The 12,265-nt window shown below is 53.9% G+C and carries 10 protein-coding genes; 8 read left to right on the forward strand and 2 right to left on the reverse strand.

From position 1 onward, the window contains the following. Positions 1-204: 204 nt before the first annotated feature. The 8 genes from mdh (at position 205) to lpdA (ending at position 10,679) form a co-directional block, all read left to right on the forward strand. Positions 205-1,167, forward strand: coding sequence for a malate dehydrogenase (mdh, locus tag ACTJI9_RS12090; protein ID WP_115054440.1), 963 nt, complete (start codon positions 205-207; stop codon positions 1,165-1,167). 70 nt (positions 1,168-1,237) lie between these two features. Then, a complete protein-coding gene (gene sucC / locus ACTJI9_RS12095) occupies positions 1,238-2,434 on the forward strand; it encodes an ADP-forming succinate--CoA ligase subunit beta (RefSeq protein WP_307281321.1) in 1,197 nt (398 codons plus the stop codon). A gap of 3 nt (positions 2,435-2,437) precedes the next feature. After that, the gene (sucD, locus tag ACTJI9_RS12100; RefSeq protein ID WP_115054438.1) at positions 2,438-3,352 is read left to right on the forward strand and encodes a succinate--CoA ligase subunit alpha; all 915 of its coding nucleotides are present in this window, start codon (positions 2,438-2,440) and stop codon (positions 3,350-3,352) included. A 173-nt stretch (positions 3,353-3,525) separates the two neighbouring features. Continuing rightward, positions 3,526-6,537 (forward strand): 2-oxoglutarate dehydrogenase E1 component, encoded by a 3,012-nt coding sequence (locus ACTJI9_RS12105; RefSeq protein WP_115054437.1) that lies wholly within the window; start codon positions 3,526-3,528, stop codon positions 6,535-6,537. 67 nt (positions 6,538-6,604) lie between these two features. Then, positions 6,605-7,897, forward strand: coding sequence for a 2-oxoglutarate dehydrogenase complex dihydrolipoyllysine-residue succinyltransferase (gene odhB / locus ACTJI9_RS12110; RefSeq protein ID WP_115054436.1), 1,293 nt, complete (start codon positions 6,605-6,607; stop codon positions 7,895-7,897). A gap of 173 nt (positions 7,898-8,070) precedes the next feature. Next, on the forward strand, positions 8,071-8,709 hold the full coding sequence (locus ACTJI9_RS12115; protein ID WP_337354184.1) for a LysE family translocator: 639 nt from the start codon (positions 8,071-8,073) through the stop codon (positions 8,707-8,709). A 6-nt stretch (positions 8,710-8,715) separates the two neighbouring features. Beyond that, on the forward strand, positions 8,716-9,243 hold the full coding sequence (locus ACTJI9_RS12120; protein WP_440808251.1) for a hypothetical protein: 528 nt from the start codon (positions 8,716-8,718) through the stop codon (positions 9,241-9,243). Between the two features lie 29 nt (positions 9,244-9,272). After that, on the forward strand, positions 9,273-10,679 hold the full coding sequence (gene lpdA / locus ACTJI9_RS12125) for a dihydrolipoyl dehydrogenase (protein ID WP_440808253.1): 1,407 nt from the start codon (positions 9,273-9,275) through the stop codon (positions 10,677-10,679). A 65-nt stretch (positions 10,680-10,744) separates the two neighbouring features. On the opposite strand, the gene ACTJI9_RS12130 is transcribed toward lpdA, so the two are convergent. Further along, a complete protein-coding gene (locus tag ACTJI9_RS12130; RefSeq protein WP_440808255.1) occupies positions 10,745-11,101 on the reverse strand; it encodes a hypothetical protein in 357 nt (118 codons plus the stop codon). Between the two features lie 93 nt (positions 11,102-11,194). Continuing rightward, positions 11,195-12,256 (reverse strand): TraB/GumN family protein, encoded by a 1,062-nt coding sequence (locus tag ACTJI9_RS12135; protein WP_440808257.1) that lies wholly within the window; start codon positions 12,254-12,256, stop codon positions 11,195-11,197. Between the last annotated feature and the right edge of the window lie 9 nt (positions 12,257-12,265).

Genomic DNA, 12,265 nt, shown 5'->3' on the forward strand with positions numbered 1-12,265 from the left:
TCCCATCAAATCTAAACGATTGAATTCATTGAGGGGAAAATTTTAAGTTGAGTTATTTTTGAAAGAGGAATATTCGAACCACCCAACGCAGAGGCATATGGCGACAGATTGCCGACAAGCATTTCTGATAATCGTTATTTTGGTCTTTGACGTCGGTTAAGGCATTAAGTTCAGGCAAAACTTCAGATCAGGGAAGTATCCAGCATGGCACGTAACAAAATCGCCCTCATCGGCTCAGGTATGATCGGTGGAACGCTTGCACATCTGATCGGGCTCAAAGAGCTCGGCGACATCGTTCTTTTCGACATCGCAGAAGGGACGCCTCAGGGCAAAGGTCTCGACATTGCTCAGTCCTCCCCGGTTGATGATTTCGACGCCAAGCTTACCGGCGCCAACGACTATGCAGCCATTGAAGGCGCAGATGTTGTCATTGTCACCGCCGGTGTGCCCCGCAAGCCGGGCATGAGCCGCGACGATCTTCTCGGCATCAATCTAAAGGTCATGGAGCAGGTCGGCGCGGGCATCAAGAAATACGCCCCCGGCGCTTTCGTGATCTGCATCACCAACCCGCTCGACGCAATGGTCTGGGCGCTGCAGAAATTTTCCGGTCTGCCAAAAAACATGGTTGTCGGCATGGCCGGCATTCTGGACAGCGCACGCTTCCGCTATTTCCTTGCCGATGAATTCAAGGTTTCGGTTGAAGATGTCACCGCTTTCGTTCTCGGTGGCCATGGCGACTCCATGGTTCCGCTCGCGCGCTATTCGACTGTTGCCGGTATCCCGCTGCCGGACCTGGTGAAGATGGGCTGGACCAGCCAGGAAAAGCTCGATCAGATCATCCAGCGTACCCGCGACGGCGGTGCCGAAATCGTTGGTCTGCTCAAGACCGGCTCTGCCTTCTACGCGCCTGCTTCCTCGGCCGTTCAGATGGCTGAGGCCTTCCTCAAGGACAAAAAGCGTGTTCTTCCTGTCGCTGCGCATCTTTCCGGCCAGTATGGCGTTAAGGATATGTATGTGGGCGTGCCGGTCATTATCGGCGCAGGCGGTGTCGAGCGCGTTATCGAAATCGACTTGAACAAGGCAGAAGAAAAGCAGTTTGAAGCTTCGGTGGCTTCGGTTGCCGGGCTTTGTGAAGCTTGCATCAATATCGCACCGAACCTCAAGTAATTTGGTTCACGAAACAATTCTGAAACGATCCTGAGCTACGGCTCAGGATTATTCGTAGAGGAAATATCATATGAATATTCATGAATATCAGGCCAAGCGTCTGCTGCACACATTTGGTGCGCCAATTGCCAATGGTGTTGCCGTTTACTCGGTCGAGCAGGCGGAAGAATGGGCAAAGACACTGCCCGGTCCGCTTTATGTGGTGAAGAGCCAGATTCATGCCGGTGGGCGCGGTAAAGGCAAGTTCAAGGAACTCGGTCCGGATGCAAAGGGCGGTGTGCGCCTCTCCAAGTCCGTCGAGGAAGTTGTTGCAAATGCCAAGGAAATGCTCGGCAACACATTGGTTACCAAGCAGACCGGTCCCGCTGGTAAGCAGGTCAATCGCCTCTACATCGAAGATGGCGCTGATATTGATCGCGAACTTTATCTGTCGATCCTGGTCGACCGTGCTGTTGGCCGTCCCGCATTCGTGGTTTCCACGGAAGGCGGCATGGATATTGAAGCTGTTGCTCACGATACGCCTGAAAAGATCATCACTGTTGCAATCGACCCTGAAAAAGGCGTTACGGCAGAAGATATCGCGACGATTAGCGATGCTTATGGTTTGAGCGGCGAAGCACGCGCCGATGGCGAAAAGCTTTTCCCGATTCTCTACAAGGCTTTCACCGAGAAGGACATGAGCCTGCTCGAAGTGAACCCGCTGATCGTCATGAAAGACGGTCGTCTGCGTGTTCTGGATGCCAAGGTTTCATTTGATGGCAATGCTCTCTTCCGTCATCCGGATGTGGTCGAGCTGCGCGACACCACCGAAGAAGACGAGAAGGAAATCGAGGCATCCAAATATGACCTCGCCTATGTCGCTCTTGATGGCAATATTGGCTGCATGGTCAATGGTGCAGGTCTTGCCATGGCAACGATGGATATCATCAAGCTCTATGGCGCGGAGCCAGCAAACTTCCTCGATGTTGGCGGTGGTGCCAGCAAGGAGAAGGTAACGGCTGCGTTCAAGATCATCACTGCTGATCCAGCTGTAAAAGGTATTCTGATCAATATCTTCGGCGGCATCATGAAATGCGACATCATCGCAGAAGGTGTTATCGCTGCGGTCAAGGAAGTTGGCCTCAAGGTGCCGCTGGTTGTTCGCCTCGAAGGCACCAATGCTGAACTCGGCAAGAAGATCATCAATGAAAGTGGTCTGAATGTCGTCTCCGCCGATGATCTGGATGATGCGGCGCAGAAAATCGTCAAGGCTGTGAAGGGAAACTAAGGCATGTCTATTCTTGTTAACAAAGACACCAAGGTTCTCGTTCAGGGCCTGACCGGTAAGACCGGCACATTCCACACCGAACAGGCTCTTGCCTATTACGGTACACAGATGGTTGGCGGCATTCACCCGAAGAAGGGTGGCGAGACCTGGGAAGGCAATCTGCCTACCGGTTCGAGCGCGCAGTTGCCGATTTTTGCTTCGGTTGCCGAAGGCAAAGACCGGACCGGCGCAAATGCTTCCGTGATCTACGTTCCGCCTGCAGGCGCTGCGGAAGCCATTCTGGAAGCCATTGAAGCAGAGATTCCTTTGATCATCTGCATCACCGAAGGCATTCCGGTCATGGATATGGTTCGTGTCAAGGCTCGCCTTGACCGTTCGTCGTCACGCCTGATCGGACCGAACTGCCCGGGTGTTCTCACCCCTGAAGAATGCAAGATCGGCATCATGCCGGGCAATATCTTCAAGAAGGGTTCGGTGGGTGTTGTATCGCGCTCCGGCACGCTTACTTATGAAGCAGTGTTCCAGACGACCAATGAAGGCCTTGGCCAGACAACAGCTGTCGGTATCGGCGGTGATCCTGTAAAGGGCACCGAGTTCATCGACGTCTTGGAAATGTTCCTAGCTGACGAAGAAACCAAGTCGATCATCATGATCGGTGAAATCGGCGGCTCGGCGGAAGAAGACGCAGCGCAGTTTATTGCTGATGAAGCAAAGCGCGGCCGCAAGAAGCCAATGGCCGGTTTCATCGCCGGACGTACGGCTCCTCCCGGACGTACCATGGGTCATGCCGGCGCAGTTATTTCCGGCGGCAAGGGCGGCGCTGAAGACAAGATCGCAGCAATGGAAGCAGCGGGTATCCGCGTTTCGCCATCGCCTGCGCAGCTTGGAAAGACATTGGTCGAAGTCCTTAAGGGATAAGACCTTAAAGGAGGCGAACTTTCGCCTTTATCAGAGCTAAGAAGGATCGGGGCAGTTGCTGCCCTGATCAATCCGCGGGGACGCTCATAGCTTGAGCGAGCCTCACCCAGGGTGGCACCGGAAGGCCGGTGCGCTCTTATCAAGGGAGACGGGGCACAGCTCCGGTCACGAATATGGCACGTCAAGAACAGGCCAACGATCTTTTTGCCCTCACTTCATTTCTCTATGGTGGCAATGCCCATTATATCGAGGAACTTCACGCACAATACGAGAAAGACCCGGCATCGGTGGATGCTGAATGGCAGGAATTCTTTGCCAATCTCGGCGATAATAAAGACGATATCCAGAAAAACGCCAAGGGTGCGTCCTGGGAAAAGCCAAATTGGCCAATCGCGGGTAATGGCGAGCTGGTTTCTGCTCTTGATGGCAATTGGGGCGAAGTCGAAAAGCACATTACGGACAAGCTGAAGTCGAAAGGCACCAACGGCGCAGCGGCAACAAACGGCGCTGCCGGAGCGAAGGCATCTGACTCCGACATCATTCATGCGGCGCGCGATTCTGTTCGCGCCATCATGATGATCCGGGCTTACCGCATGCGTGGTCATCTACATGCCAAGCTTGATCCGCTGGGATTGGCCGAGGTCAAGGAAGACTATAACGAGCTGTCGCCAGAGAGCTACGGTTTCTCACCAGCCGATTATGATCGCAAGATCTTCATCGATAATGTGCTGGGTCTTGAATATGCGACCATTCCGCAGATGCTCGATATCCTGCAGCGCACCTATTGCTCGACGATCGGTGTGGAGTTCATGCACATTTCCGATCCGGTGGAAAAGTCATGGATTCAGGAACGCATAGAAGGCCCGGATAAAGGCGTTGCCTTTACCGCAGAAGGCAAGAAGGCGATCCTTTCCAAGCTGGTCGAGGCTGAAGGCTTTGAACAGTTCATTGATGTCAAATATAAAGGCACCAAGCGCTTCGGTCTTGATGGTGCGGAATCGCTGATTCCGGCGCTGGAACAGATTGTCAAGCGTGGCGGCTCGATGGGCCTCAAGGAAATCGTCCTTGGCATGGCTCACCGTGGACGCCTCAACGTGCTTAGCCAGTTCATGCGCAAGCCGCATCGCGCCATTTTCCACGAGTTCAAGGGCGGTTCTTACGCACCGGATGACGTGGAAGGTTCGGGTGACGTAAAATATCATCTTGGTGCTTCGTCGGATCGCGAATTTGACGGCAACAAGGTGCATCTGTCACTGACAGCCAATCCCTCGCACCTGGAAATTGTAAATCCGGTTGTCATGGGTAAGGCCCGTGCCAAGCAGGATCTGCTCGCCGGCCGCGACCGTGATGAAGTTGTGCCGCTTTCCGAGCGTGCCAAGATCATGCCGCTGCTGCTGCATGGCGATGCGGCATTTGCTGGTCAGGGCGTTGTTGCCGAGTGTCTTGGCCTTTCCGGTCTGCGCGGTCATCGCGTCGGCGGTACGGTGCATTTCATCATCAATAACCAGATCGGCTTTACCACCAATCCGCGTTTCTCGCGTTCCTCGCCCTATCCATCCGATGTGGCGAAGATGATTGAGGCGCCGATTTTCCACGTCAATGGTGACGATCCGGAAGCCGTTGTTTATGTGGCGAAGATTGCCACCGAATATCGCATGACCTTCCACAAGCCGGTCGTCATTGATATGTTCTGCTATCGCCGCTTCGGCCATAATGAGGGCGATGAGCCTGCATTCACGCAGCCGCTGATGTACAAGACCATTCGCGGCCAGAAAACGACTGTACAGCTCTATTCCTCCAAGCTGATCGAAGAAGGCCTGATTACTGAAGCCGATCTTGAAAAGCTGCGCGCCACATGGCGCGAAAACCTCGAGCAGGAATTTGAGGCCGGTCAACACTACAAGCCCAACAAGGCCGATTGGCTGGATGGCGCCTGGAGCGGCTTGCGCACAGCAGACAATGCTGATGAGCAGCGCCGTGGCAAAACCGGGCTTCCGCTGAAGACCATAAAGGAAATCGGCAAGAAGCTGGCAGAAGTGCCAGCGGGCTTCAATGTTCACCGCACCATTCAGCGCTTTCAGGATAATCGCGCCAAGATGGTCGAGACCGGCGAAGGTTTCGATTGGGCGACGGCAGAAGCACTGGCATTCGGCTCACTGGCAATTGAGGGGCATCCCGTTCGCCTGTCAGGTCAGGACGTCGAGCGCGGTACATTCAGCCAGCGGCATTCGGTGCTCTATGATCAGGACACGGAACAACGCTACATTCCGCTGAACAATCTTCAAAAAGGTCAGGCTATTTACGAAGTCATCAATTCGATGCTTTCGGAAGAGGCTGTCCTTGGGTTTGAGTATGGCTATTCGCTGTCCGATCCGCGCGCGCTTACCCTTTGGGAAGCTCAGTTTGGTGACTTTGCCAATGGCGCGCAGGTCATATTTGACCAGTTCATCTCATCGGGTGAGCGTAAATGGCTGCGTATGTCGGGCCTGGTTTGCCTGCTGCCACACGGCTATGAAGGTCAGGGTCCGGAGCACTCTTCAGCTCGTCTTGAGCGCTATTTGCAGCTTTGTGCGGAAGACAATATGCAGGTTGCAAATTGCACAACACCTGCAAATTACTTCCATATTCTGCGCCGCCAGATGAAACGCGACTTCCGCAAGCCGCTGATCCTGATGACGCCGAAATCTCTGCTGCGTCATAAGCGTGCGGTATCGTCGATCAGCGATTTCACCGGCGATTCCTCCTTCCACCGTCTGTTGTGGGATGATGCGCAGCTGCTGAAGGATCAGCCGATCAAGCTGCAGAAGGATTCGAAAATCCGCCGTGTGGTTCTCTGCTCCGGCAAGGTCTATTACGATCTTTACGAAGAGCGGGAAAAGCGCGGTATCGATGATGTTTATCTGCTGCGCGTCGAACAGCTTTACCCGTTCCCGGCCAAGGCGCTGATCACGGAACTCTCGCGTTTCCGCAATGCGGAGATGGTCTGGTGTCAGGAAGAGCCCAAGAATATGGGTGCCTGGGCCTTTATCGATCCTTATCTGGAATGGGTGTTGGCGCATATTGATGCCAAGCATCAGCGGGTCCGTTACACCGGACGTCCTGCCGCAGCCTCAACGGCGACCGGCCTGATGTCCAAGCACCTTGCACAACTTGAAGCATTCCTTGAAGATGCTCTGGGTTCATAAGTAAACAAAGAAAGAGCGACGTGACGTCGCTTTGAGCAGTTAAAATAGATCAACGAGAGCTGAGAATATGGCAACCGAAATCCGCGTCCCAACACTGGGCGAATCCGTTTCCGAAGCAACAATCGGCAAATGGTTCAAGAAGGTCGGCGAAGCTATTGCTGTCGACGAACCGCTGGTCGAGCTTGAGACCGACAAAGTGACCATTGAAGTGCCCGCTGCGGCGGCTGGTTCGCTTGCCGAAATTACCGCCAAGGAAGGCGATACGGTTGAAGTTGGCGCCTTGCTTGGCATGATCGGCTCCGGCGAGGGCGCGGCCGCTGCACCTGCCAAGAAAGAAGAAGCCAAGCCTGACGCGGTAGCACAGGCATCCGGCCCAGGTTCAGCGGCAACCACAGGTGAGGCAGAAAACAAGGCTGCTCAGGTTGCAGGCAATACGCCTATTTCCGAGCGCAAGCCCAGTGAAATGCCAGCTTCCCCGGCTGCTTCAAAGCTGTTGAGCGAAAAAGGTGTATCTGTTTCGCAGGTCGAAGGTTCCGGCAAGCGAGGCCAGGTTCTCAAGGGTGATGTTCTTGATGCCGTTGCCAAGGGCTTTACGTCGCAACCGGCTGCTGCCGAAGCACCGAAGGCCGTTGCCCGTCCGGCTTCCGCTCCAGATGATGCTTCGCGCGAAGAGCGCGTGAAGATGACACGGTTGCGCCAGACCATTGCGCGCCGACTCAAGGATGCGCAGAGCACGGCTGCCATGCTTACCACCTATAACGAGGTGGATATGTCTGCGGTCATGGACCTTCGTAACCGCTACAAGGAAATTTTCGAGAAGAAGCATGGTGTCAAACTCGGCTTCATGGGTTTCTTCACCAAGGCTGTCACCCATGCCTTGAAGGAAATTCCTGCGGTTAATGCCGAGATTGACGGCACCGACATCATCTACAAGAATTTTGCCCATGTCGGCGTTGCCGTCGGCACGGATAAGGGCCTTGTCGTTCCGGTCGTGCGTAATGCCGACCAGATGTCCATTGCGGAAATCGAGAAGGATATTGGCCGTCTGGGTAAAGCTGCACGCGATGGCGCGCTGTCGATGGCGGACATGCAGGGCGGCACATTCACCATTTCCAATGGTGGCGTCTATGGCTCGCTCATGTCTTCGCCGATCCTTAACGCACCGCAGTCCGGTATTCTTGGAATGCACAAGATTCAGGATCGTCCGGTTGTGGTTGGCGGCCAGATTGTCATCCGCCCGATGATGTATCTGGCTTTGAGCTATGACCATCGTATTGTTGACGGCAAGGAAGCAGTTACCTTCCTCGTTCGCGTCAAGGAAAGCCTTGAAGATCCGGAGCGTCTCGTTCTCGATCTCTAGAGCAATTCCAGGAAAAGTGTGTAGCGGTTTTCCGTCCGGAATTGCGTAAAAATAAAGGTTTAGAGCGTCGTTTTGAATCTCAAAACGCAAAACGCTCTAAGCAATAAAACTGTGCCGGTTGCTCTCGGGTCGGGAGCAGACCGGCACCAGTATGTCGTCTCTGGAGAATAAGCATGTCGCACTACATGTACGAATTCCTTGGTCTGATGGCGGTCTTTTCGATCATGATCGTCTCGCCCGGAGCTGACTTTGCCATTGTTGTCCGGCAGAGCATCGTGCATGGCCGCCGTAGCGCTATCATGACGAGCCTCGGCATTGGCTCTTCACTGCTTTTCCACATTAGCTACACTGTGCTCGGGCTTGGTCTGCTTGTATCAAAATCGCTGCTTCTGTTTGGCTTGCTGAAGTGGGCGGGTGCGGCCTATCTCGTTTATCTCGGGATCAAGGCCCTGCGTGCACCTGCCATGGAAGCACCGGCGGATGTCGTCGAGAATGTTCCGCAGAAGAAGATTTCCGATGGGCGTTCTTTCCTCATGGGTTTCGTGACAAACGCGCTGAATCCGAAAGCCGTCCTGTTCTTCCTGTCATTGTTTTCGGCGCTGGTCAGTCATGAAACACCGGTTTTGATTCAGGCTAGCTATGGCGTGTTCATGGCGCTTGCGCTGGTTGCATGGTTCGTTGCGGTTTCCACCTTCTTTACGATCCAGTCAGTGCGGGATCGCTTTGTATCCTGGGGCAAGTGGTTCAATCGCGTAACCGGCATGGTTTTTATCGGGCTCGGTATCAAGCTCGCGACCAGCCAGGCAAGCTAGAGAGCTATGACTGTTTTTTTCCCCAACGCCAGAAAACAAGGTCTTGCTGCCATATCGGCGCTCGGAGTTCTGTTTGCCTCTTCGGCCTATGCCGCATGTACGCAGGATCGGGCTGTCTATACCGACCGCGACGATGACTACACGCTGACATTCAAGCACTTTCCCGAAGATCAGCCTGTTGCAACATCAAACGAGTTTGTCCTGCAGCGCAATGACGCGGATTTGAAGCTTCAAGGTGTTGTCATGCGTGACGAAGCTGCAAGGCCGAATGCGCTGATTATGTATAATTGCCCAAGCGGCGATGCGACAGGTGATGAACTGGCGGCTTGTACAGTGTGGGAGGGCGTGCCTTATGCGCTGAAAGACGGCGCACAAGCCGACTATCTTCCACAAGCCAAAGAGCCGGCAGCGCAAGCTCTGCTGATGCCCAATCTCTCCGGCGCAATGAGCAATTTCAACTTCAAGCTGGAAAAGCCGATCGAAACGTTTCCGTGGGAAGTGTTCCGCTTCAAAGAATGCGTTCCCCAACAATAATTATGTGAGTTAAAACAAAGGAATCAATCATGGCATATGATGTCGTCGTCATCGGATCAGGCCCCGGTGGCTATGTGTGCGCAATCAAGGCAGCACAACTCGGGCTAAAAACCGCCGTTATTGAAAAGCGCGCAACCTTTGGCGGCACTTGCCTGAACATTGGCTGCATTCCCTCAAAGGCCTTGCTCCACGCTTCTGAGGTTTTCCACGAGGCTGGGCATTCTCACGCAACGCTTGGCGTTGATGTGGGTACGCCAAAGCTCAATCTACCGGCCATGCTTGCCCATAAGCAGGCGACAGTGGATGCCAATGTGAATGGCGTTGCCTTTCTGTTCAAGAAAAACAAGATCGACACGTTCATTGGTACCGGTAAGGTCCTTGCTGCTGGCAAAGTGTCGGTAACCGGTGAAGATGGTAAGGTTCAGGAAGTCGAAGCAAAGAATATCGTGATTGCCACCGGCTCCGATGTTGCAGGCATTCCGGGCGTTGATGTGGCTTTTGATGAGAAGGTCATCATTTCTTCAACGGGCGCTTTGGAGCTTGAGGCTGTTCCGGACCATCTTGTTGTCGTTGGCGGTGGTGTTATCGGTCTGGAACTTGGCTCGGTTTGGGCGCGCCTTGGCGCCAAGGTGACAGTGGTCGAATTCCTTGACAAGATTCTCGGACCAATGGATGGCGAAGTCTCGAAGCAGTTCCAGCGCATGCTCGAAAAGCAGGGCATTGAATTCAAACTCTCCGCCAAGGTGACCGCTGTCGAGAAATCCGGCAAGGGCGCAAAGATTACGTTCGAGCCGGTCAAAGGCGGCGATGCCCAGACAATCGAGGCCAATGTTGTTCTCGTATCCACAGGTCGCAGACCCTACACAGACGGTCTCGGTCTTAAAGAAGCAGGTGTCGAGGTGGATGATCGCGGCCGCGTTGCCATCAACGATCATTGGCAGACCAATGTCTCCGGCATTTATGCCATAGGTGATGTGGTCAAGGGTCCCATGCTGGCGCACAAGGCGGAAGACGAAGGTATCGCGGTTGCCGAAATTCTCGCCGGACAGGCTGGTCATGTCAATTTTGATGCCATTCCAAGCGTTGTTTATACGCAGCCGGAAGTTGCTTCTGTTGGCAAAACAGAAGAAGAACTCAAGGCGGCTGGTATCGAATATAAGTCGGGTAAATTTCCGTTCACTGCCAATGGCCGCGCCCGTGCCATGCTGCATACAGACGGTTTCGTTAAAATTCTTGCTGACAAGGCCACAGATCGCGTTCTGGGCGTTCATATTCTTGGCTATGGTGCCGGAGAGATGATTCACGAGGCAACGGTTCTCATGGAATTTGGCGGCTCATCTGAGGATCTGGCGCGTACAACGCATGCGCATCCGACAATGTCGGAAGCCGTGCGCGAAGCCGCATTGGCCACATTCGCCAAGCCTATCCATATGTAACTTTGGCAAAAAACTGCACAAAAAAAGGCCCGAACATTCGGGCCTTTTTATTATGGTTCACCGCATTAATTAGCAGGGGCTGGTGCAGGCGCCGGGGCTGGTGCGGGCTCGGGCTCGGCGGGAGCTGGCGCAGGAGCAGGTTCGGCAGGAGCCGGTGCAGTTGATGCCGGAGGTTCAGCCGGCGCCGGTGCTGGCGGCGTTGTGGTATCGGTGGCTGGCGCTGTCGGCGCCGGAGCGTTCATTTCGGTATTCCCGTTCAGGAAGTAATAACCGCCGATAACGATTGCAGCGATAATGATGGCAGCAACCAGATAGGTTCCGCCACTACCGGACTTATTGTTGATAACTGTAGAAGGCCGATCTGTTTTGGCCGGGTCCAACGGATCATTTGCCGGTCGTTGCACATTTGGATCGTAGGTCATGTTCTATCCTCCATGGCATTCAAGCGATGCCGATGAATGGATAACGGATGGCATGCTGTAAAGTTCCAGAACCCTTTATGCCTGTTCCGCGCTCTACTGCGCTGTCACTGTATAGTTTTGCTCTTTGAGAAGAGATACCAAGCCGTGTTCGCCGGGAAGATGCAAAGCACCGACAGCTATAAATGCGTTTCCTTTGGCAATTATTGGTTCTGCACGCTCCGCCATGGTTCGATTGCGTGCGCTGACCATTTTTTCTTCAAATTCCGCATAATTTTGGCCGCTGACTGTGCCGTCGGGCGACACTGATCGCATGAGCGGAAATATCATGCCAATATCACCCTGTACATAAAGAACGGTCATTGTCTCGAATATGTCTTTCATCTTCGGTCCAAGCGCCAGCATTTCAACCACGCCATCAATATGAAATTTTGCAGGCAGCGACGCCATGGCCCCTAACTGGTCGCGGATCGTTTCCAGTCCGGCAATCTGCTTGCCTTTTTCCTTGGCTTCCTGTGCCAGCTTGATATCAAGAAACGCGGCACCTTGCTTTTTCCGGGCCATTTCACAGGCGGGTAGGGCAAGCATGCTTGTGAGCATCCAGGGTTGCATCTTGTTTACAGAGCTCAACGGAATTCCCCGTTCTGAAAGGGCGGCTTTGACACCATCCAGCTTGTCTGCGGGGATGACCTTTTCCAAGGTCGTTCCATCTGTGAACATCATCAGTTCCGGCGACTCGGCCATTACCTTCATTATGCCTTTGGGATCCAGAATTTCATCTGTTTCGATCACAATTGGATCGGCGGCACTATAAGCCGCTTGAGCCGCATCGGAGAGCTTCAGAACGCGCGGATCAGTCAGATGCATTGTGCCGTAAAGCCAGGAAGGTTTGATGCCGGGCTTTTCGATTTTCCAGAGGAGCCCATGGCCATTGGGTGTGGCGGCGGCCTCTTTGCGCAATGTTTCAAGTTTTGCAGGGTCCGATTTGGCCATTTCCTCTATCAGATTACTGCCCGCGCACGTTTCGTCCGCGCGGGCATAGCCAGCGCTGAAAACCACGGCGAAAAATGATGCCAGCAGAAGCCAGCTCAATCCCGCGCAAAGCCGCAACAAGGCATCGGCATAACGGTCAAATGGAGACGAAATATTATTGTCCATCAATAGTCT

This window comes from Phyllobacterium sp. 22552 (assembly GCF_052044585.1).
Lineage (GTDB): Bacteria > Pseudomonadota > Alphaproteobacteria > Rhizobiales > Rhizobiaceae > Phyllobacterium > Phyllobacterium ifriqiyense.